Source organism: Halopseudomonas oceani (assembly GCF_963677335.1).
In the GTDB taxonomy this organism is placed as follows: Bacteria; Pseudomonadota; Gammaproteobacteria; order Pseudomonadales; family Pseudomonadaceae; genus Halopseudomonas; species Halopseudomonas oceani.
In genome coordinates this window covers 2121496-2142832 of the sequence record NZ_OY781932.1, presented here as the reverse complement: position 1 = coordinate 2142832, position 21337 = coordinate 2121496, and the positions used below count along the sequence as shown (strand labels likewise).

Here is a 21337-nt window from a genome sequence, read left to right as displayed (position 1 = left end):
ACTGGCGCCATGCGCTCACTGCCCGTTCTGCTCGCCCTGTTGTCCATCACCGCGCTATGTGTCGGCTGCCAGCCAACGCCCGACGCAGAGCGGCAGATGGACAATTATCTGGATCGCGTCGCCCGCGTACTCAGGCAGCAGTTCACCCCGTTCAATCCCGACCAACTCAGTCAATATCGACTGCCCGAACGGCGTGATCGGCTCTACGACATCCCCGCTGAACGCATCAGCCTGCTGGACCTGCTGATCGACGTAAACCAATGCAAGCCGTTGCAACAGCGCATTGCCGAACGTAATAGCGTGCTCGGCAAGGTCATGCCCTGGAGTAGCCGCCTGGGCTACGAGGGGGAGCTGCTGCGCGCACTGGACAGCTGTCGGCAAAGCCTTGCAGACGATCCGCAGCAGCAGGAGCTGCTGACCGAGCTGAGCGACATCGCCGAGCGCAAGCGCAGCCAGTTACCGGCGGTGTTCTGGAACGCGATCAACGCCAGCAGCGAGACAGAGCACTACCTGCGCTTCGCGACCGAGCCGTTGCCCGTCTCCAGCGACGCCCTGACCGACGCGGGACTGCCTGCGTTGCAGCAGTTGACGGCGATTGGCAGCGCCCTGCCCGCCCGACTCCCCCCGCCGGTAAGCGAACTGGACCCGCTATTCCAGGCCCTGCAACGCAGTCAACGCAGCAGCCAGCTGATTACCGCCCTGGCACAAACCCGTCACGGCCTGCAGCAGGCCACCGCGATGCTGCGAGCACAACCAGCAACCTATTTGTGCCCGATGAACCAGCCATCAGAGCGGTCGAAGATTCTGCTCAACGTCTTTGTCTTGTTCTACGCCGGCGAGATCCAACCCTATCTGGCGCAACTGCAACGGCTCGGCGAACCCTGGGCCGCGCAGATCGAGCAATTACGTGCTGTTGCGCATATCCCACCTGCCACAGCGCAGGCGCTGGATCGCTTGGCGGGTACTCCAGAGGCGTTGTGGGATAGCTACCGGCAGGCAGTGGATGAACACACTCAGGCCTGGCAGGACGTGCTTGGTACCTGCCAGTCAGCCCCCGGGCAAGCCGGCTGGCAGACGCCCTGAGACGCCGCTCAGCCTGCCTTGCGAATCAGGTAGTGAAAAACGCCATCCGTCTCGTTCTGGTCAACCAGCTCATGGCCGAGGAAGCTGCAGAAACGCGGGATATCGCGCTGGGTAGAAGGGTCCGTCGCGAGCACCTGCAGGAGCTCACCGGCGGCCATGTCGCGCACCGCATTGTGCAGCATCATGACCGGCTCGGGGCACATCAAGCCCTGGGTATCGAGAGTAGCGATGGCATCAGACATGGGCAGGTCCCGCAGCAGAAAACGACGATTATCCCGAAATGCCGCAGTGCTTGCCAGACGCAGCCTGTCGACCGACACTGGAAGGGAAAGTCGTCAAGACGCAACACCCCGAAACGGGTAAGGAAAAAGCATGATCAAGGTGTTGATTGAAAGGGATATTGCAGAAGGTCTGGAAGTACCCTACGAAGAGGTAGCCCGGCGCGTACTGTCGGCGGCCATCCAGTCGCCTGGGTTCATCTCGGGTGAGTCGTTCAGGGATCTGGAACATCCTAACCGGCGGGTCATTATGGTGACCTGGCAGAACATCCACTCCTGGCAGCGCTGGGAAGAATCGGAAGCCCGCCGCGACGCCATCAGCAACTTCGCTCCCATTCTGCTTGAAGAAGAGCGCATCACCCTGCTTGAGCCGCTGTAATCCGTTCAGCGTAGCGACCAACCACGCCAGAGAGCATCCGGCGACTCTGGCGTGATGCCTGAATCAGTGCATTTTTGTCAGCAAATGCGCACTGCCTCCAATTTTTCCGAGCTTTTCACAGCCATTGTCTGGCGACGCCCCTAAGCTTTGCTCCACGGCCTGAGCGCTATCGCTCGAACGCCGCATGGATCGCATAGCAAGGAACACGGATGTTCGCCCTATTTACCGCAGTACAGCATGCTCTGTACCCGGACAGCATCGACCGAGCGCACAATGCGCCAACAGCGGGTATCAGGACATGATGCGTCGATACCTGCTGATCGATGGCGCGCGCTACCCCGATGCGCTCGCGCGCCTGTATGGACGCAATGAAGTGCTGGAAGTCGAACCGCTCTATTTCGATACCCCCTGGCACGGCGCAGCCGATCTTGGCCCGCTATTGGTAAGCGCCGATCCCGCTTCCGGTCTTTTCCTTGAATTCGAAACCGACCTAGCGCTGCACTCAAGCGCCGCCGAGCTCAGCAGTCACTTGAGCCTGAACGCTGTCGCCATTCACCTGCGCCGCTTTAATCACGTCTCCGACGTTACCGGCGGAGAAACCCTGCTGCGTTATGCCGATCCATTGGTCGCCTGGTTCTGGCTGCACAGCTACCACGCCGACACCCTTCGCGCGGTTATGGGACCAATCACGCGCTGGCGTATCGCTGCGCCATCCAGCGCACTGCTCCCGCAACAACCGTCGCGCTGGCACGATTTCAGCCCCGCCCCGCGAGCAACCGAAAACGCGCTTCCCGTCTTACCACTCGGGCACCCGCAGCTGTCAGCCCTGCAGCAAGCCTACCAACACCAGTTGAAAGAGCGCCTTTACCGCTGGCTGCAAAAAAACCGAAAAACAGCCCTTGCGGCGATTCCCAAACATGCACTGGATGCCTGGTTCGACGCACGCCTCGCGGATGCCGAAGCCTTTGGTCTCAGCACCGAGCGCAGCATCGCGGTGTGGTGCGACCTCAGCCTGCGTGATGGCAGCGACTTTGCAGTCGCCCCCCAGGGCGCGTTCCAACGCGGGCTTGCGCAGGTTAAGCAGCAGCCCCCGCAAACACCCGACCAACAACTGCAGCACTACTACCGCAACTGCGTATGCGCTATCGCAAGGAATGCCGAGAACCATGACCATCCTGCATAGAGAACAGGCACTACTGGAAAGCCTCTGGGCCATCTTCGAAGACAAACCCGCCAGCGCAGCCGCTCAGTGCCCGCTCCAGGAGCAAGAGCTCGCCATCTTCCCGGTGCGTTACGCGATTGATGAGGCCTCGGACAGTTCTGACCAGCCCGGCCCCAATCCTATTCCACCGCACTGGCAGGGCCACCAATCACTGCCAGTGCTGAACCAGCGCAGCTATACCCTGCGGCAACTGCGTGACGGTTGGCTGTATGTGATCGACCGCACCGCCAATACCCGGGACGAATACCAGATAATCGGCGCTCGCTTCAGCAAAGTCGCCAGCAGCGCCCGTGCTGCAGGTCAACCACTTGCCTGCTCAAATGGCCTCAGCCATCTGCTGTACCCACGCCAACACCAGCTGTATATCGCCTACTCAGCCGAGCGGTGGACGGCCTGGACACACGAGCGCATGCAGGAGCCGGTGAACCAGGAAAAATGGATGCGTGGACTCGATTTGGCCACCTATGCCAAAACGCTCTCGGCACCCCACTGCGCCCCGCTGAGGCACTTGGGCGAGACAGTCGCCGATATCGACAACGGCACAGCAGTCCCCGGCCAGCGCTTCGACAGCACCACGCTGCCCACACAGGCCACAGGTGAAGACGCCACACACAAACCGGTCCTGGGCAGCAACACAGTGCTTGCCAGCGTACCCGACCAGGACTCCGCCCTGTTCATCGCGCTGGACGATCATCTTGGCATCCTTGATGACCTCAGCATGCAGAGCGCCGGACCGGCGCTCGAACTCAGCCAGTTCGAAGAGCAACACCTGCACAAGCTGACCATAGCTCAACATATCGAACTGCTGGCCGGTGTTGATTTCTCTCCGCTGGAGTCAGAGATGGGGCTGTCACCAGAAGCCTTTCACGCATTCAAACAGAAGGCGCAGGACTATCTCACTGCCAAGGCGCGCTACCTGAAGGAATTGAACAGACCAACGGATGGAATCAGCGCAATCGCCGCGGGCCAGACGTTGGAACAACACCAGCAGCAACTGATTAGCGGATACGGGCAGGATATGCCGGCCAAACTGGACGGTCTGGTTGAACAATGGGGCACGCGGGAAACCCTGCGCGACCAGGTGCGCTTTGAGGAATCACAAACCTTCGCACTGGAAAAAGAGCAAGAGCTCGAGGATATACACGCCAGACTGACGCCCTGCCTGCAAGACCTGATCACCTGGTTAAAGAGACTGGGACCTGACCCACTGGGGCTATTTCTCGATCAGACGGACGAAGAACAGTGCCTGAGCCTGATCAACCACGCTGACGCCTGGCTGTCCTTCCTCGCCCACGATCAGCAAGCGCAGCAATGGGTGATTGAGGACTACGCCATCCCCAAAACGCTGATTGGTCTGGCCAACTACAACTTCGACGCAGAGCTCGCCTCAGGTATCGAGCAACTGGCCAAGGAGTTCGTCGAAGAGGACGGCATATCCCTGGCGACCAGTGCCTCCGTCGCCAAGCGCACACAGGAAATCAGCGACGTCCTCAGCAACGAAACCATCCGCAACAGCGCGATCTTTCAGCGCCTGAGCAGGCCAGCGCAGAAAGCCTACGAAACCTTACTGCGCGTCGCAGCTGCCAACTACGAAAAGACCTGGCAAGCATTCGAATTCAAGCTGCTTCCCGCCATCAGCAGCCGCCATGCGCCGCGCTGGAAAACCATTGCCCATGCGTCTATCTCGGTATCCATACATAGCCTGACCAACGAAACCCGCCCGTTTCTGGTGATCGACGGTCAATACCGGCAAAAACACGCCGCCTGGATGCGCAAGGTCACTCAGCTCACTCGCCGCATTGACGCCCAAAGCCGTGTCGTGAGGATAGGCAGAGCCCACGATCGCATGGCAGCGGTAAGGGACGTCCATCAGCTCAAACGCCAGCTCGACTCCCTCATGCTGGAGATCCCAAACAAGGTTCTGGCCAGCGGCGAACTCAACACCCAGACCCTGCGTACTCATACTGAGCACCGCACCTACTCCATACAGACCCTGGTCCGTGCGGAGCTGGCGCAACAGCTGGAACTGAAAGCACGAGACTATGGCGCCTACCTCAAACGGGTAAACGAATGGACAAAACGCAACGCCGCCCAAGGTCTCGCCGGCCTGGTCACCGTCCTCAACATCTGGAACTTCCACGAGGCCATGACCGCAGCCGGCGCTAGTGGCGAATGGAACCGGCAAGACCAGTTAGCAGTGAGCACGGCCGCCAGCAGCATGCTGGCGAGCCTGGCCACAATGACGTTGATACCGGCGTGGTCGAAGATTAGTGGTCTAACGGGCTCGGTTACAACTACCGGGGCTAAACCGCAACTAATCCGACTTACCAGTGCTGCGGCCCATAAGTGGGAAAGCGGCTTAGAGCACAAGGCACTGTTCAAGAGTTTTGCAATGCGAGCAATTGCAGTGTCTGCGCTTTCTGTTATTGCCGCGGCAGCCGAATTCTGGCATCAAAACGACGAGATAAATCAAGCAAAATCAGCGAACAGAGCTTTAGCGCTGCAGATAAAGCAACTAGCTACATTCGGAATGGGTCTTTTCTCAATGGCTCAGCTATCTCGAGCGATAGGAGCTTTTATCGGAAGCAGAGCAGCGGGGGTTTTCTTTGCCCCCTGGATTACCATAGCAATAGCGCTACTTGGCGTCCTGTACCTGACAGCATCAATAATTGCCGATGCTTTGAAACTAAGTGGGTTAGAACTTTGGCTCTACCGCAGCCGCTGGGGGAAATCAGACAAAAGTTTCTGGGAAAATACCACGCAGGGAAATACAGACGAACTAAGAGCTTTGCACGAAGTGTTGCTGCGCCCTACCATTATTGCGAAAACACAAGAAGACGGTGTTTGGCTAAAGCTGATTTTCCCTCCGAGCATCGCCGGACAAACGATAAGCCTCTACCCGATGATGGTCACTGAGGGTAATTGGTTTCGCTCTGACAGAGAAACCGGCTACCGCGCGGGCATGTACTCGGGATATATGTCAGAGGGTCGCTGGATTGAGTTCAACGAGCTTGGTGAATGGGATTCCCTTGGAACGCGCAATCATCCGAACACGGCTTGGCCTGCTTACAAGACGACTGACTGGCGTATCTGGCTAGTTCACATACCACGCTCCCGTGGCATGGACAGACTAGACATCAGCATCAACTATCCACCTCCTGTGCTGCAACGCCCCGACAATCTCGGATATCGATTCAGCATCGACCTGGCCGGAATACAGGCGGACACGTTGCATGAAAATCCTTACGTAAAATATGGACAATTCAAACTCGCTAGTATCACCACATCCCCTTATGAGCATGTGAGAAAAAGTTCAAAGTCCAGCTTTAATTTGGGAGTCATTTAATGAGAAGGACCTCATGGAACAAAACAGCAGAGCTATCAGAAAAAATGAAGTGGGGACATGCAGAAGATCCTGCAGCAATGGCGTGGACGGTAAAAGCGATAGACCACAAAATCATGAACCGCGGTGACTCCATCATTGTGCCGTGCACTCTTGGAGCCGCCGTAGGGCTATATAGCATGTTACTTGGCGAAGGCCGCTATGCAGGTGTTTTTTATATTTCCGTTTTGCTTGGCTGGTTTCTCTTTTACAAAGACGCCATGCAAAAAACCGTCTTTGTCTACCGCGCAACCTCCGAGCACTTGGAGGTCTGCCGCTGGCAAGACATTCCTGACATGGTGTTTATCTTCCTGCGTGTATTCCCTTTCCTGATGATTGGGGTGTTGTTGATGCTATTGATCAGCAACCCGGCGCTATCCATTGCCGCATTGGCCGGCCCAGCTTTGGTGGGGATCGGACTGGCCTCGGTGGGTGGCGACTCGAGCTACCAAACCTACTGGCAGGACTTTCATCATGATGAGTATCTGTGGAGCGAGGTGCTGGAGGCGATGCTCGACGCCGAGCAAGGCCTCATCGTGCTAACACTGCCCTACGAACTGCCCGCCGAGTACGCAGCCCAGATAGAAAATCCCGAGCAGTTCACCAGCCAGGATGTCCGACTGTACTTCCGTAAAGATCAGCAGACCGAAGTGATTGCCATGGTTAAGGACCGAATACCCGACATCGAACTCACACCCGGCCGGCAAATATACGAATTGTAATGAGCCCAGCCATCAAAAGGCAGCACACACACCTATAAACCAGCCCGACAGACTTTTGCAGGCACGTGCCAACCATTTTTAACGCAGGAACAACGCAATGAGACGGACCTCATGGCGCAAAACAGCAGAGCTTTCAAAAAAGATGGAGTGGAAGCACTCCGAAGAAGGCGTTCTATTGACATGGACAGTCAAGGCTATTGACAAGAAGATACTGGCATTCGACGGGATAGGAATTATCTGCATCATAGGAGCGTCGCTTTGCATCGCTTTGTATAGCTATTTTTTTAACGATGCTTTTGAAGTCGATATATTCTGCGCGACTGCCGCATTCATGGGCTTTTTTTTCTACAAACACTCCATGCAAAAAACAGTCTTCGTCTATCGCGCAACCTCCAACCACCTTGAAGTGTGCCGCTGGCAAGACATTCCTGACATGGTGTTTATCTTTATACGCGTCATCCCTTTCGTGATGATCGGGATTGTCCTGATGCTATTGATCAGCAACCCGGCACTCTCCATTGCTGCGCTGGCCGGCCCGGCTTTGGTGGGGATCGGACTGGCCTCGGTGGGTGGCGACTCGAGCTACCAAACCTACTGGCAAGACTTTCAGCATGATGACTATCTGTGGAGCGACGTGCTAGAGGCCATGCTGGACGCCGAGCAAGGCCTCATCGTGCTAACGCTACCTTACGAACTGCCGCCTGAGTATGCCGCGCAAATAGAAAGTCCGGAGCAGCTCAACAGCCAGGATGTCCGACTGTACTTCCGCAAAGACCAGCAAGCCGAGGTGATTGCCATGGTCAGGAACCGGATACCACACATCGAACTGACGCCGGGCAGGCAGATATACGAATTTTGATGGGCGTAGCCATCAACAGGCAGCACACACCTATAAACCGCCCCGACAGACTTTTGCGGGCACGTGCCAACCATTTTTAACGCGGGAACAACGCAATGAGACGGACCTCGTGGCGCAAAATACCGAACTTAACAGAAGACCAAGAGTGGACACATGATAATGAGACAGCCGTAGCTACCTGGACAGTCAAAGCAATCGACAAGAGAATAATCCCTGAAGGCAGCATCATTGTCATAAGCACGCTCATAACGGTTGGGTTCGGCCTGTGGGTAGGCATGGGTTACGCGGCCTTCCTGGCTGCTCTACCCATGACTTTCATCTTCTACAAACAAGCCATGCAAAAAACCGTCTTCGTCTACCGCGCAACCTCCAAGCACCTTGAGGTGTGCCGCTGGCAAGACATTCCTGACATGGTGTTTATCTTCCTGCGTGTATTCCCTTTCGTGATGATCGGGATTGTCTTGATGCTGTTGATCAGCAACCCGGCACTCTCCATTGCTGCGCTGGCCGGCCCGGCTTTGGTGGGGATCGGACTAGCCTCGGTGGGTGGCGATTCGAGCTACCAAACCTACTGGCAGGACTTTCATCATGATGAGTATCTGTGGAGCGAGGTGCTGGAGGCGATGCTCGACGCCGAGCAAGGCCTCATCGTGCTAACACTGCCCTACGAACTGCCCGCCGAGTACGCAGCCCAGATAGAAAATCCGGAGCAGTTCAACAGCCAGGATGTCCGACTGTACTTCCGTAAAGACCAGCAGGCCGAAGTGATTTCCATGGTTAAGGACCGAATACCCGACATCGAACTCACACCCGGCCGGCAGATATACGAATTGTAATGAGCCCAGCCATCAACAGGCAGCACACACATCTATAAATCGACCCGACAGACACGTGCCAAGCATTTTTAACGCAGGAACAACGCAATGAGACGGACCTCGTGGCGCAAAACACCGGACCTTTCTGGAAGCCAGAACTGGATTCATACAGGTGGCACAGAAATCAAGACATGGACCGTTAAAGCAATCGACCAGAGCATCTTGCAAAATGGCATGGGAATGATAGTTGTGGGCAGCATTTCTTTTGCCGTTAGCCTGTGTTTTGCCCTCATAGGAGACTACGAAAACTTCAGACTATTCTTCTTTCCAATATCAGTGCTGGTTATCCTTTTCTACAAACAAGCCATGCAAAAAACCATCTTCGTCTACCGCGCAACCTTCAAGCACTTGGAGGTCTGCCGCTGGCAAGACATTCCCGACATGGTCTTTATCTTTATACGCGTCATCCCTTTCCTGATGATTGGGGTGGTGTTGATGCTATTGATCAGCAACCCGGCGCTATCCATTGCCGCACTGGCAGGCCCGGCTTTGGTAGGGATCGGACTGGCCTCGGTGGGTGGCGACTCGAGCTACCAAACCTACTGGCAGGACTTTCAGCATGGTGAGTATCTGTGGAGCGACGTGCTGGAGGCCATGCTGGACGCCGAGCAAGGCCTTATCGTGCTAACGCTACCTTACGAACTGCCGCCTGAGTACGCCGCGCAAATAGAAAATCCGGAGCAGTTCAACAGCCAGGATGTACGACTGTACTTCCGCAAAGACCAGCAGGCCGAGGTGATTGGGCTGGTTAAAAGGCAGATTCCAACCATCCCCCTGAGTCCTGGCCGGCAAAGCTATGATTGATAGAGAGTGCAGAGTGCGCACAGCAGACAGAAATCACGACCTGATTCCAAACAACAGATGGCACTCCACTTTTGTCATTTTGAGAGCACGCATGGGCCTGCCAGGTTAGGCAAAACATCACGCGCACTACTCACTCTGCACCATACGCAGGAAGTGAATGATATTGCCCCTTAAAGTACAGCAGCGGCTCGACGGGAGCAGATTCTTGCGGGCTCAACGCTTTCACCTCGCCAATCACGATCAAGTGGTCGCCCGCGACGTGTTCGGCGTGAATTTCGCAATCCAGCCAGTGCAGGCTACCGTCAATGACAGGGCTTCCCAAAGGCGAACTCTGCCACTCAACGCTGTGCCATTTGTCCGCGCCTTGCCGAGCAAACCGGTTGGATATGCTGACCTGATCGCCGGATAGGATATTGACCGCAAACCGTCCCGCCCGGCGAATTTTGGGATAGCTGTACGAGTTGGATTTGACGCTGAATGATACCAACGGAGGGCTCATCGACACGCTGTAGAACGATTGACAGGTAAAACCAATCGGCTCGCCATCGACATTTGAGGTGATGACCGTGATACCGGAAGCATAGTGCCCGAGCGCTTCTCGAAAGCTCAAGGGTTCTACGACAGAGCAGGGAAAAGACATGGCAGGTCCTAAAATCATAAATACAAATACAGCGTGGGTGGACGCCCTGAGCGTAATATGGGGGCCAGCGAACGTAAGCCAGAGCCTTTCCAAAACCAGCCCGTTAAAGGCAGCGTGATTGATCTAAAATTTCAACCGCTGCTGCTCCCAAGTCATTACACCCTCACGCTACTAACCAAGGACCTCCTGGCGAACAATTTCTGCACCCGCGCTCAAGGCTCTCAACTTCCCTCTCGCCAGCTCGCGAGACAGAGGCGCCATACCACAGTTGGTGCACGGGTAAAGCTTGTCGGCGTCAACAAACTGCAGCGCCTTACGCAGAGTGCTGGCAACCTCCTCCGGTGTTTCTACAGTATTGGTTGCCACATCAATGGCACCCAACATCACCTTCTTTCCGCGGATCAGTTCAATCAGGTCCATTGGAACATGCGAGTTTTGACACTCCAGCGAGATCATATCGATCTTGGATTTTTGCAGTTTGGGGAACGCTTCTTCGTACTGACGCCATTCGGAACCCAGCGTTTTTTTCCAGTCGGTATTAGCCTTGATGCCATAGCCATAGCAAATGTGGACCGCCGTTTCACATTTCAGGCCTTCTATGGCTCGCTCCAACGTGGCTACACCCCAGTCATTCAACTCATCAAAGAACACGTTAAAAGCAGGCTCATCAAACTGAATAATGTCGACACCGGCGGCCTCGAGTTCTTTGGCTTCCTGATTGAGAATCTTAGCGAACTCCCAGGCCAGCTTTTCGCGGCTTTTGTAGTGCGCATCGTAAAGCGTATCAATCATAGTCATGGGCCCTGGCAGTGCCCACTTGATAGGTTGATCCGTCAGTTGCCGTAAATAGATTGCGTCCTCAACAAACACCGGCTTCTGGCGAGCAACCGAGCCAACGACAGTCGGCACACTGGCATCGTACCGATCACGAATCCGAACAGTTTCCCGCTTCGAAAAATCGACACCATCGAGGTGTTCGATAAAGGTGGTTACGAAGTGCTGACGTGTTTGTTCTCCATCACTCACAATATCAATACCCGCGTGTTGCTGCTCATGCAACGACAGGCGCAATGCATCGCGCTTGCCTTCGCGCAGCGCTTCCCCTTCAAGCTTCCAGGGTGACCACAGCTTCTCCGGTTCCGCAAGCCAGGATGGTTTGGGCAGGCTGCCCGCAGTTGACGTAGGTAATAGTTTGTTCATGGTAAATCGTGCCGTGTATCCTGGTTATTTAAAGAGAGCAACTGGCAGACCACTGCTCAAGCAGATCCCGGTAAGGCTTGATGAAGTGCTCCTCAGCAAACTTTCCTTGTGCAACAGCAAGCTCGCTGCGTTCTTTTCGGTCATAGACAATGCGGGTCAATGAGTGATCCGGATTCTGCAAGTTGGGTTGATAGCACTTTCCGGCAGCCGCGTTAGCGTTGTATATCTCTGGCCGATAGATTTTCTGGAACGTTTCCATGGTGCTGATGGTACTGATGAGCTCCAGATCGGTGTAATCGTTAAGCAAGTCTCCGAAAAAGTAGAACGCCAGCGGTGCAACACTGTTTGGCGGCATGAAATAGCGAACAGCCAGCCCCATCTTCTTAAAATACTGCTCAGTTAAAGAAGACTCATTTGGTTCATACTCAAAGCCCAGCACAGGGTGCTGGTTACCGGTCCGATAGTAGGTTTTGTTATCCGAAACACTCAGGCAGATAACCGGCAGCTTTTTGAAATGCTGCTTATACGCACCTGAGTCCACAAAATGCTTGAACAGCTTACCGTGCAGATCACCAAAATCGGCTGGCACGCTGAAACTGGATTGCCCTTTGTTATGGTCCAGCAACACTACGCTGAAGTCATAATCCCGGAGGTAGGATGAGAAGTTGTTGCCGACGATACCTTCAATGCGTCTGTTGGTCTTTTTATCAACAATATTGGTTTTCAGTATCTCGATCGCTGGAAAGCTATCCGCTGTATCCGAAGCGTCAACCGCCATCTCGACAGAAATTATTTCCAGTTCGACTGCATAACGTTCGCCCTTGGGGTTATCCCAATGTGCCAACGCATTGAAGCGGTTATCAATCATCCTCAGAGCGTTACGCAAATTCTCCTGGCGATTATCACCACGAGCAAGGTTGGCGAAATTGGTAGTTATCCGCGTACTGTCGGAGGGGTGGTAATTCTCATCAAAACAAATGCTTTTGATAGCAAACTCAAACTCGGTGTTCATCGCAGTCGGTATCCTGACATCTGAAAAAAGCCTGAATGCAGCAACAGTCTATTCAGCGCTCTCAATTTCTTTTTCTGGCGTACACACCAGGGAATAGCCGGCAGTTTATGCCAGCCTGAAATTGAACAAAACTGAACGTATTTCACTACTGCATTAGTCAAACTCATGATGCAAAAAATACAATGGTCGCAGCCCAGCCAGATGTATCGTTTCCGCCTGGTCTGCGCGATGTTTGGCGGGTATACGCCTAGTACAGGCAAGCAACTGCGTAGGATGAACGTGCTCAGAGACGCGACTGGCTGTCAGACAATGCGATACCGACGCCCCGTCACCCGATCAACGACGATGGTTTGAGACACCGGAGGCCGCCTGGCGCCTTACTCTATGACCAAAAGAAGCGTTTCGCGCAGGCGCGCGGTTAACGAGATACGGCCTACCGCAACACCCGAATATGGCAGGTCACCTCTTCCCGGTCGGTATACAACTGCTTGCAAGCCAGCTCTGCCTTGATGCCAACCTCGTCCAAGGCATCCTGAATATGCGCCAGACACTGCATTACTTCGGGGTAGCGCTGCTTCATCGGCAACTTGAAGTTGATGATCAGCTCGCGGCACAGCTTCTGGGTAATCCATTTGGCGGCCAGGGCGCTGCTGCGGGCAGGCTTGTCGACGATGTCACACACCATCCAGTCGACGGTACGCTTGGGCTTGTACATGTAGCCGTCGGCCTGCACATGCTCAACCTGCCCGCTATCCATCAGGCGACGATCCATCGGACCGTTGTCGACGGCAATCACCTTCATCAGCCGGTTGACCAGTTGCCAGGTCCAGCCACCGGGGGCAGCGCCCAGGTCGACGGCGGTCATACCCGCCTTTAGGCGCATGTCCCAGTCATCACGCGGAATAAAGTGATGCCACGCCTCTTCCAGCTTCAGCGTCGAGCGGCTTGGCGCCTCTTTCGGCACGCGCAGACGCGGAATGCCCATTGGCCAGGGCGCGCCATTGTCAGCCCAGGACCAGCCGACGAAGACCTTCTGACCACTCTCGAAACACAGGTGCAGACGCGGCAGCTCGGTTTTATTCGGGCGCACGAAGCGGGTCTTGGTCAGCGCGCGCTCCAGCGGCCCCCTGAGCTTTTTGGTCAGCGCGGCAAGCGCCTTACCGTCGTTGGTATCGGCGGTTTCCAGCCAGAACAGCGAGGCAATCGGGCCCTGTGCACAGGCGGTAATAATCGGGCTGACGCGGTCCTCCGGGTCGAGCTCTACCCAACTCCCCAGCGCCCACTGTCGAGCGAAGATCAGTTGCCGGAAGTCGATGGCCTGCATGAGCTGCTGGGCATCGCCCGTCTGCGGGCAGACAAAGCGCACCAGCGCACTGCCGTCTCGGGTCACGGGGTAGCCGGCTATGCCCTGCTCGTTGGCCAGCTCCTGCATCTCCGCAGCGGCTTCGCCTTCGAAGCCTGGACGGCAATGTAGCAACAGTTCCTGCATGATTCGCTCCCGAAAGGTAATGGGGCGCTACTCTACAGGCAGACAGGCACCGGTTGAAGCGTCAGGCAGCGATCCGCGACGAGTTGCCGAGGCGCACCGCCAGGTCAGCAACATCACGCGGGGCTGTTGCAGCCAGCCACAGACGCGGCCCCAACCGCTGATATACGCCTTGCAACTGCGCCACCAACTCTGCAGACAGGTCAGACGCCGGCAGTACCAGTGATAGCGCCTTGTAGGCAGGAAGCCGATCCAGCACTGTCACCAGCGCACGTTCCGGGTCACGCAGTTCGATCTGCAGTGCATCAACGGGCAGGTTGCAGGCCAGCCCCAGATTGTCGACCAGAGCGCCGCCGCTCACCGCCAGCAGCCGCTTGAGGGCGGTACGCTGCAGTCGGTTGTAGCTATGCTCGCAGGCTGCGGTCCAGACCGGTGCCAATGGCCGCGCAAGCTGGGGCTCATCCAACTCAACCCACTCCACACCCTGCTTGCCAAGCGCGAGCAACAGGCTGTCATAACCATCCAGCAAACCGTCCAGTTGCTCCAATGCTGCCTCGTCCCCATCGGTCATCGACCACAACAATGACAGCGGCCCCGGAATAATGGGTTTAACGTTGAACCCGGCAGCACGCGCCCTGGCAACCCGTTCCAGCAGCGAGTCAAACGGTGGCATACCCTCTGCTGCTACGCTGACCCATGCCATGCCAGCATCGGCCTGCTGGTGCCAGCGATCTGACTCCTGAGCGGGTGATGTATTGGGGCCGGTTTGGTGCAGCAACATGAGGTGCCTCCTGACAGATCAATAAAGTGGGCAATGCTCGCGCGCGGCAACCGCTGAATCAAACTCATATTGCTCATGCTATAGTTCGATTTTTCTCATGCAGACAAATCCAGCCGCCATGCTTGAACTCCGTCACCTGCGCACCCTGTCTACCTTGCGCGAGGCCGAAAGCCTTGTTGAAGCAGCCGAGCGACTGCATCTGACCCAATCAGCCCTGTCACATCAGATCAAGGACCTGGAAGAACGGCTGGGTATGAGCCTGTTTGTGCGCAAGAGCAAACCCGTGCGGTTTACCAGTGCAGGCCTGCGACTGCTGCGACTGGCCGACACCCTGCTACCCCAGGTGCGCCAGGCCGAGCGCGACATCCAGCGGCTTGCTGGTGGGCAAGCCGGACGCCTGCACATGGCCATCGAATGTCACAGCTGCTTCCAGTGGCTGATGCCGACCATTGACCAGTTCCGTAACGCCTGGCCCGAGGTCGAGGTGGATTTTGCTTCCGGTTTTTTCTTCGCCCCACTACCCGCGCTGGCCAGGGGTGACCTGGACCTGGTCGTCACCTCGGACCCGCTCGACATCCCCGGTATCACCTACGTTCCGCTGTTCACTTACGAAGCCCTGCTGGCAGTGAGTAACCAGCACCCGCTCAGCACTCGCCAGCACATCACGCCTGACGATCTGGTTGGGGAGACGCTGATCACCTACCCGGTAGAACGCGAGCGACTGGACGTTTTCAAACAGTTTCTGGATCCGGCCGGCGTTGAACCGGCAGGCATTCGTACCGCCGAAATGACCATAATGATGATGCAGCTGGTGGCGTCGGGGCGCGGCGTCTGCTGCTTGCCCAACTGGGCGCTCGCGGAATACCTGCATAAGGGCTACGCCAGCGCCTGTCGACTTGGGCCGGACGGCCTGTTCGGCACGCTGTATGCCGCCGTACGCGAAGACATGATGGCGATGCCTTATCTGCAGGATTTCCTGCTTACGGCCAAGGACACCTCCTTCGCAACCCTTGAAGGAGTCAGTGCGCGCTCTGGTGACTGAGCCCATTCGGGTGAAGTGGCACAGGGCCGCTGCCACCGCAGTCCCAGGCAATCCGCTCTGATAACAAAGGCTTGCCGTAACTACTTACAGACCCACTTATCTCCCTCCTGAGACAACACGCCGGGATAACCCATCCGGGCGACTTTACCCCTCTGTGCAGCTCCCTAACGTTGGTGTCCTGCGCTATCTCGGCGCAGCCATCCATACAACAACAGAAAAAGGACTCTCAGGATGAACGCACCTCTGTTCAAGCTGGCCGCACTCACACTCGGCCTATCCCTTGCCAGCGTCGCGCTGGCGAACAACCCAGGCGGTGGCGGCGGCACAGCCCCTGACACCGGCACCGGCTTCCCGGGCGTCAGCAACTTCAGCGCCAGCGGCTCCTTCGCTACCACTAGCGGCAGCGCTGGCGCCAGCTGCACGGTATTCCGTCCTTCCACACTTGGCGCGAATAATCGCAAGCACCCGATCATTGTCTGGGGTAACGGCACCACTGCCTCGCCGAACACCTATGCCTCCCTGCTGCAGCACTGGGCTTCGCACGGTTTCGTTGTGATCGCCGCCAATACCTCCAATGCTGGCACTGGCCAGGAAATGCTCGGTTGCGTCGATTACCTGACCACCCAGAACAACCGCAGCACCGGCACCTATGCCGGCAAGCTGGACCTGAACCGCATCGGCGCTGCGGGTCACTCCCAGGGCGGCGGCGGCACCATCATGGCGGGTCAGGACTACCGCATCAAAGTGACTGCGCCCTTCCAGCCCTACACCATTGGCCTGGGTCACAACAGCAGCTCTCAATCCAACCAAAATGGCCCGATGTTCCTGATGACCGGCAGCATCGACACCATCGCCAGCCCCACCCTGAATGCCCTGCCGGTCTACACCCGCGCCAACGTACCGGTATTCTGGGGCGAACTGTCCGGCGCCAGCCACTTTGAACCGGTGGGCAACGCCGGTGACTTCCGTGGCCCGGCAACCGCCTGGTTCCGTTATCACCTGATGGACGACGCCAGCGCCGAAGACAGCTTCTACGGCAGCAATTGCGACCTGTGCACCGATCGCGACTGGGATGTACGCCGCAAAGGTATCAACTAAGCAACCCGCCATGCCGGTCGCCTCGCGCTGTCGGCATGGCGACACTTGCCGCACCAACCTCTGGTGTATCCTCTGTCCGCTCATACAACAACAGAGGAACGTCCATGTCCGCCTCCCCTACCAAAGTCGCGCTAGTTACCGGCGCAGGCACCGGCATCGGCCGCGCCACCAGCATTGCCCTGCTCAAGGCGGGCTATCACGTTGCCCTCACCGGTCGCAACGCCGATAAACTGCAGCGCAGCCTGGAAGGCCTGGGTGAACTGGCCAGCAATGCACTGGTGATTACCTCAGACGTGCGCGACCCAGCATCGGTTAAGGCACTGTTTGACCAGGTACAGCACACCTGGGGTCGTCTCGATGTACTGTTCAATAACGCAGGCACCGGGGCACCGCCGCTGCCGCTTGAGGACCTGCCGTTCGAACACTGGCAGGCGACCATCGATACCAACCTGACCGGTGCCTTCCTCTGCACCCAGCAGGCCTTTCGACTGATGAAAGCACAGACCCCGATGGGTGGCCGCATCATCAACAACGGATCAATCTCAGCCACTGCCCCGCGTCCCAACTCCGCGCCCTACACCGCCTCCAAACACGGTATGACCGGCCTGACCAAAGCCACCTCACTGGACGGCCGCAAGTACAACATCGCCTGTGGGCAGATCGACATCGGCAACGCCGCCACCGAGATGGCCGCGCCGATGCAGCGTGGCATTCCGCAGGCCAACGGCGAGATCATGGTCGAGCCGGTGATGGACGTGGAGCACGTCGCCCAGGCGGTTGTTCAGATGGCCGAACTGCCGCTGGAAACCAACGTTCAGTTCATGACCATCATGGCCACCCGAATGCCATTCATTGGCCGCGGATGATCTGCACCGAGACGTCTGGCCGGAGCGTTTTCCAGCCAGACGGAACCGCCCACTGACGAACCAGTGAAGCGCGGCTACACATTTGCTCACCCACTTCCCCTTGCTTCAATTGCGGGACACTTTCCTTCTTGGTATCACCATTGTTACCATGCACCCCTTGAGCCAAAGAAGAAAACCCAACGCCAGGAAAGCAGCGAATGACCAGCCACCAGACCCCCCTTGCTCTTGCCCTCTCCAAACGCAAAACCGACGAACGCGCAACGCCGATCTCCGCCTTTCGTATGGCCCGTAGCTGGTGGCTTGAGGGGCGCCGTCTGAACCTGTCGCAGTTGGCCGAAGAGCTGGGAATCGGACGTGCGACGCTGATGCGCTGGGTGGGCAACAAGGACTTGCTGATGGGGGAAATTCTCTGGTCGCTATACAAGCGGATCTACGACGAAGCCATCGCCCGAGCCGAACAGACGCCCAACCTCAAGGGCATCGAGTACCTGACCCAGATCTATGAGGACATCAACGTCGCACTGATCAACGCCCGCCCCATGTACGACTTTCTGCAAGCCGAGCCGCAGTGGGGGCTGCAACTGCTTACTGCGCGCACCTCCGGTTTGCAGGAGCGCCTGATCAGTACCTGGCAGAAGATGTTTGAAGAGGCGATTGCCGCCGGCGAGATCAAACCGGAGATGGACGCCCAGAGTCTGGCGCTGTACATCGTGCGCATCGGTGAAAGCGCCATATACTGCGATCTTATCTGCGGCCGCAAACCTGAGCCGGGCCCAGCTACCACGGCATTCCGTCTGCTCGTGAACGGGCACCAGCGCTGAGCAACAAAAAAGGGCACAGTGTCTGTGCCCTTGTCGTTTCGGATGACAAAACCTACTGGCGTAGCGGCCAGTCGATGATAAAGGCCGCCCCGCCCAGCTCCTTCGACGTTTCAACCCGCGCGTAGCCACGGTGCCAGTAGGCAATTCGGCGCACGATGGATAAGCCTAGGCCGTAACCGCCACTGGCGCGGGTGCGACTGTCATCCAGCCGCAGGAACGGCGTAAAGACCCGCTCACGATAAGCCTCGGGAATCCCCGGACCATCATCCTCCACAATCAGCCGACAGCGCCCATTGGCAACCCGCGTGGTGACCTTGACCCTGGCGGCGGCATGGCGCAGAGCGTTGCTGACAAGATTGGTCAGCGCTCGATGCAGATAGCGCGCTTCAGCATCGACGGCATGGGCACGACCATGGGAAAGATCTTCATGTTCCAGCTGAACGCTCGCCGCCAACGGTAGCAGCTCTGCCACGACCTGCTCGACCGTAGCCAGCACATCGACCGGCTGCAATACCAGCGCCGGCGCCCCCTGCTCAAGTCGAGCGTAGGTCAGGATTTCGTCGACCAGCTTGTCCAGCTCACTGAGGTCGCCATCCATGCTGTCCAGATAGCGCTTTCTGTCTACCTCACTGCCAGCAGTCTCGACCATTTCCAGACCGAAGCGCAGACGCGCCACCGGCGTACGCAGCTCGTGCGAAACGGCGCGGATCATCTCCTGCTGAATACGCATCATCCGCTGCAAATGTCCCGCCATGTCGTTGAAGGCGCGGGCCAGACTGCCGACCGAGTCACTGCCGATTACCTCCGCCCGGGCATCAAGATTACCGCGCGCCAGATGGGTCGCTGCCGACTCCAGATTCATCAGCCGCTGTTCCAACTGACGCACCAGCAGGTAGATCAGCAGACCACTGAGCGACAGCGCCAGCAAACCCGTCATCAGCAGCATCTCTGGTGGATACTCCTGCATCTGGTAAATAGGCCCCAAGCTGACTACCCAGTTGGTATCCGGGATCTTCATATACATCATCACCGCGTTACCGTCCGGCCCCAGACTCAGCACGGTATCGAACTCATCCAGACGCCGACGCTGGTCGGTGTCCAGGTCGGTTTCGTTCAGGCGAGTGAGATTGAGCGGAAAGCCAAAGCCCTTGTCCCGCCGCAGTCGCTGCAGCCAGGTAGGCATGTCGCTTTCCGGGTGACGTACCAGCTCGTCGGCAATCAGAAACAGCGTTGCCCGGCCCAGCTGCTCGGAGATTTTCTCGATATCGGCTGTGAGCACCTGCTGCTGGCTGAGGTCGACCAGACTATAGACCCGTACTTCGGCCGGCGCCCTGCTGAGCACCAGCACACGGCCCTGGATCAGACGCGACCAGTTACCCGACTCAAGCCCCAGATCATCCAGGCGGCGCAACTCCAGCGGTACGCCGATCAGTCGCATCCAGACCGCCAGCGCCTTCTGGCGCTCCGCCTCGTCCATCGGTTCAAGATTATCGGCCATCAGCCGGAAAGTACCGGTGGCCATCCGCTCGCGGTAGTCCTCCGCGCGCACATCGTTGATCATCCGGATGCTGATCAACGCCAGAAAGGAGACGGCGACCAACACCAGCAGCATGCCACCGTAGATACGCAGAAAAATCGAGTTCACTGCTGATCCGGACCAGGACTGACGAACAGATAGCCCTTGCTGCGGACGGTCTTGATCAATCGCGGCAAATCAGGATCATCACCGATTTTTGGACGAATGCGCGAGATGCGCACATCGATCGAACGGTCCTGACCGTCGTACTCGATACCGCGCAGCGCAATGAAGATCTCCTCACGACTCAGAATTCGCCCTGCATTACTGGACAACAGCCACAGCAGGTCAAACTCGGCACCGGTCAGCTCGATCAGCTCACCACGCAGCCAGGCCTCGCGGCGGTCGTTGTCGATGATCAGCTCACCAAATTCCAGGCGCGTCGGCGCCTCGCTGGTTTCCGGCTCGCTGGTTCTGCGCAACAGCGCACGAATCCGCGCGAGCAGTACCTGCGGTCTGACCGGCTTGTTGACGTAATCGTCTGCCCCGAGCTCCAGGCCACGGATCTGCGCTTCATCTTCACTGCGCGCGGTGAGCATCAGGATCGGTCGCACGAAGCCTGCGGCACGAACACGCTCGCAAATCGACAAACCATCCTCACCCGGCAGCATCAAATCCAGCACAACCAGTGCAGGCTGGGTATCGAGAATACGCTGCACCGCAGCGCCGCCGTCCGCTTCAATTGCAACAGGCAAACCCTGCGCCTGCAAAAACTCGGCAATCAGACCTGCCAGCTTCTGGTCGTCCTCGACAATCAGGATGTAACCACTGTCTGCCTCCACCCTCGCCTCCCGCTAGCTGAACTACTCGAATCAGCCGGCGATTGTAGCACTCGCCTGCGTTCAGGCCACAGCCCCTGACCCAGAGCGCTGGAAACAGCTTATCTCCATGCTGGCAACAGGCTGAAAACAAGCAAAAAGTAAACACTAGATATAGTGATTTTTTCTCAACTTCCGCAAACCCGCGCCAGCTCTGAGCTACGCCAAGGTCAAGGCGATTATGCGATGAAATCGACAAATAATCGCCTTGCCACATCAACAAACACACACTATCTTGTGCCAAACACAGGGCAGACACCTAGATATTGATCAAATAGTCACCAGCCGCCACACGCTGCCATTGACTGTCTGCCGCTTGAACAGCACGCCCCAGGCTGGCCGAGCCAGCTTACGCAAACATCTACATATTGTGTTCACGACCAAACAAAGGAG

General features: G+C 57.1%; 20 protein-coding genes. 12 read left to right on the top strand and 8 right to left on the bottom strand.

Annotated features, from left to right (window positions below):
• Window positions 1-9: 9 nt before the first annotated feature.
• Window positions 10-1083 (top strand): DUF3080 family protein, encoded by a 1074-nt coding sequence (locus ACKPCU_RS10045; protein WP_321346351.1) that lies wholly within the window; start codon window positions 10-12, stop codon window positions 1081-1083.
• 8 nt (window positions 1084-1091) lie between these two features.
• Here the strand turns inward: ACKPCU_RS10045 and tusA are convergent, their stop codons facing one another.
• Complete coding sequence (tusA, locus tag ACKPCU_RS10040) at window positions 1092-1325, bottom strand: sulfurtransferase TusA (protein ID WP_321346350.1); 234 nt, start codon at window positions 1323-1325, stop codon at window positions 1092-1094.
• 130 nt (window positions 1326-1455) lie between these two features.
• Between tusA and ACKPCU_RS10035 the strand changes: the two genes are divergently transcribed.
• The 7 genes from ACKPCU_RS10035 to ACKPCU_RS10005 all read left to right on the top strand — a co-directional run bounded on the left by ACKPCU_RS10035 (window position 1456) and on the right by ACKPCU_RS10005 (window position 9604).
• The gene (locus tag ACKPCU_RS10035) at window positions 1456-1740 is read left to right on the top strand and encodes an antibiotic biosynthesis monooxygenase family protein (protein WP_104738569.1); all 285 of its coding nucleotides are present in this window, start codon (window positions 1456-1458) and stop codon (window positions 1738-1740) included.
• A 298-nt stretch (window positions 1741-2038) separates the two neighbouring features.
• A complete protein-coding gene (locus ACKPCU_RS10030; RefSeq protein ID WP_321346346.1) occupies window positions 2039-2923 on the top strand; it encodes a DUF4123 domain-containing protein in 885 nt (294 codons plus the stop codon).
• Entirely contained in the window at window positions 2907-6308 is a 3402-nt protein-coding gene (locus ACKPCU_RS10025) for a T6SS effector BTH_I2691 family protein (RefSeq protein ID WP_321346344.1), read from the top strand. The genes ACKPCU_RS10030 and ACKPCU_RS10025 overlap by 17 nt, the downstream gene beginning before the upstream one ends.
• Window positions 6308-7066, top strand: coding sequence for a hypothetical protein (locus tag ACKPCU_RS10020; RefSeq protein ID WP_321346342.1), 759 nt, complete (start codon window positions 6308-6310; stop codon window positions 7064-7066). The genes ACKPCU_RS10025 and ACKPCU_RS10020 overlap by 1 nt, the downstream gene beginning before the upstream one ends.
• Window positions 7067-7163: 97 nt before the next feature.
• Entirely contained in the window at window positions 7164-7925 is a 762-nt protein-coding gene (locus ACKPCU_RS10015) for a hypothetical protein (protein WP_321346341.1), read from the top strand.
• Between the two features lie 95 nt (window positions 7926-8020).
• Window positions 8021-8761 carry a hypothetical protein gene (locus ACKPCU_RS10010; protein WP_321346339.1) on the top strand — a complete coding sequence of 247 codons (741 nt, stop codon included), beginning with the start codon at window positions 8021-8023 and terminating at the stop codon, window positions 8759-8761.
• A gap of 87 nt (window positions 8762-8848) precedes the next feature.
• Window positions 8849-9604: a hypothetical protein gene (locus ACKPCU_RS10005; protein WP_321346336.1), complete on the top strand. Its 756-nt coding sequence runs from the start codon at window positions 8849-8851 to the stop codon at window positions 9602-9604.
• A 130-nt stretch (window positions 9605-9734) separates the two neighbouring features.
• Here ACKPCU_RS10005 and ACKPCU_RS10000 read toward each other — a convergent pair whose 3' ends face one another.
• From ACKPCU_RS10000 to ACKPCU_RS09980, 5 genes are all read right to left on the bottom strand, one after another.
• Window positions 9735-10244 carry a flavin reductase family protein gene (locus tag ACKPCU_RS10000; RefSeq protein WP_321346334.1) on the bottom strand — a complete coding sequence of 170 codons (510 nt, stop codon included), beginning with the start codon at window positions 10242-10244 and terminating at the stop codon, window positions 9735-9737.
• 171 nt (window positions 10245-10415) lie between these two features.
• Window positions 10416-11444, bottom strand: a complete 1029-nt coding sequence (locus tag ACKPCU_RS09995; RefSeq protein WP_321346332.1) for a methionine synthase — start codon at window positions 11442-11444, stop codon at window positions 10416-10418.
• 28 nt (window positions 11445-11472) lie between these two features.
• Complete coding sequence (locus ACKPCU_RS09990) at window positions 11473-12456, bottom strand: DUF1852 domain-containing protein (RefSeq protein ID WP_321346330.1); 984 nt, start codon at window positions 12454-12456, stop codon at window positions 11473-11475.
• Between the two features lie 433 nt (window positions 12457-12889).
• Window positions 12890-13945: a 23S rRNA (cytidine(2498)-2'-O)-methyltransferase RlmM gene (gene rlmM, locus ACKPCU_RS09985; protein WP_321346328.1), complete on the bottom strand. Its 1056-nt coding sequence runs from the start codon at window positions 13943-13945 to the stop codon at window positions 12890-12892.
• Window positions 13946-14006: 61 nt separating this feature from the next.
• Window positions 14007-14723, bottom strand: coding sequence for a 5-methyltetrahydropteroyltriglutamate--homocysteine methyltransferase (locus ACKPCU_RS09980; protein WP_321346327.1), 717 nt, complete (start codon window positions 14721-14723; stop codon window positions 14007-14009).
• Between the two features lie 118 nt (window positions 14724-14841).
• On the opposite strand from ACKPCU_RS09980, the gene ACKPCU_RS09975 reads away from it, so the two are divergent.
• The 4 genes from ACKPCU_RS09975 (at window position 14842) to ACKPCU_RS09960 (ending at window position 18550) form a co-directional block, all read left to right on the top strand.
• A complete protein-coding gene (locus tag ACKPCU_RS09975; RefSeq protein WP_321351812.1) occupies window positions 14842-15765 on the top strand; it encodes a LysR family transcriptional regulator in 924 nt (307 codons plus the stop codon).
• Between the two features lie 231 nt (window positions 15766-15996).
• On the top strand, window positions 15997-16863 hold the full coding sequence (locus ACKPCU_RS09970) for an alpha/beta hydrolase family protein (RefSeq protein ID WP_321346325.1): 867 nt from the start codon (window positions 15997-15999) through the stop codon (window positions 16861-16863).
• A gap of 104 nt (window positions 16864-16967) precedes the next feature.
• Window positions 16968-17729 carry an SDR family oxidoreductase gene (locus ACKPCU_RS09965; protein ID WP_104739855.1) on the top strand — a complete coding sequence of 254 codons (762 nt, stop codon included), beginning with the start codon at window positions 16968-16970 and terminating at the stop codon, window positions 17727-17729.
• Window positions 17730-17926: 197 nt separating this feature from the next.
• Window positions 17927-18550, top strand: coding sequence for a QsdR family transcriptional regulator (locus ACKPCU_RS09960; RefSeq protein ID WP_104739854.1), 624 nt, complete (start codon window positions 17927-17929; stop codon window positions 18548-18550).
• 52 nt (window positions 18551-18602) lie between these two features.
• Here ACKPCU_RS09960 and ACKPCU_RS09955 read toward each other — a convergent pair whose 3' ends face one another.
• Window positions 18603-20195: an ATP-binding protein gene (locus tag ACKPCU_RS09955; protein ID WP_104739853.1), complete on the bottom strand. Its 1593-nt coding sequence runs from the start codon at window positions 20193-20195 to the stop codon at window positions 18603-18605.
• Window positions 20192-20908, bottom strand: coding sequence for a response regulator (locus tag ACKPCU_RS09950; protein ID WP_104739852.1), 717 nt, complete (start codon window positions 20906-20908; stop codon window positions 20192-20194). The genes ACKPCU_RS09955 and ACKPCU_RS09950 overlap by 4 nt, the downstream gene beginning before the upstream one ends.
• Window positions 20909-21337 lie beyond the last annotated feature (429 nt).